General features: G+C 52.0%; 2 protein-coding genes. Both read left to right on the top strand.

Annotation, left to right across the window (positions count from 1 at the left end; genetic code table 11):
- Positions 1-323 (top strand): glycoside hydrolase family 125 protein (locus tag A3844_RS06635; RefSeq protein WP_143192026.1); only part of this gene is annotated, 323 nt, incomplete at its 5' end.
- A gap of 65 nt (positions 324-388) precedes the next feature.
- Positions 389-810: glycoside hydrolase family 130 protein (locus A3844_RS06640; protein WP_482811708.1), on the top strand; the 422-nt coding region annotated here is incomplete at its 3' end.

The following is an 810-nucleotide window of genomic DNA, read 5'->3' on the forward strand; positions in this document are numbered from 1 at the left end:
ATCAGAACACGAGACGGTTTGCGCTCAGTACAGAAAATCCGTTCTATTATGAAGGAACTGCAGCCAAAGGCATCGGCAGTCCGCATACACCGAAGAACTATATCTGGCATATGGCCTTGTCGATGCAAGGGATCACGGCGGACACGAAGGAAGAGAAGTTGGCGGTGATTAGCATGCTGGAGGCAACGGACGCCGATACCGGCTTCATGCACGAAGGCTTCCATGCGGACGACCCCTCCGTGTTCACCCGCAGCTGGTTCGCCTGGTCGAACAGCCTATTCTCCCAACTGATCTGGCGGGCGATGCAGGAAGGAATTCTCTAAGTGATTTCAGGTATGGATGACAAGATGGAGTACATTACTTTTTTAGATGAAAAGGAGACATGAACATGAGTACGATTATTGGAGAAAACCTGTCAACTATCCCTTGGGAGGAGAAACCGGCAGCCACCAGCGCACCCGTATGGAGATATTCGGCCAATCCGATCATTCACCGGGATGCTATCCCGAATTCCAACAGTGTGTTTAATTCGGCGGTCGTCCCTTTTGGGGAAGGGTTCGCCGGCGTCTTCCGCTGCGATTCGAAATCGGTCAGCATGGATATCTTTGCAGGCTTCAGCGAGGACGGGGTGAATTGGACTATCCAGCATGAACCGATTGTTTTCCAAGGGGACGAAGAGGTCATCAAACGGGAATACCGCTATGATCCCCGGGTCTGCAAGATCGATGACCGTTACTATATTTCCTGGTGCAACGGCTATCACGGGCCGACCATCGGACTCGCGTACACCACCGATTTTCAAACCTTCCA

Source organism: Paenibacillus helianthi (assembly GCF_001909055.1).
Classification (GTDB): domain Bacteria; phylum Bacillota; class Bacilli; order Paenibacillales; family Paenibacillaceae; genus Paenibacillus_AQ; species Paenibacillus_AQ helianthi.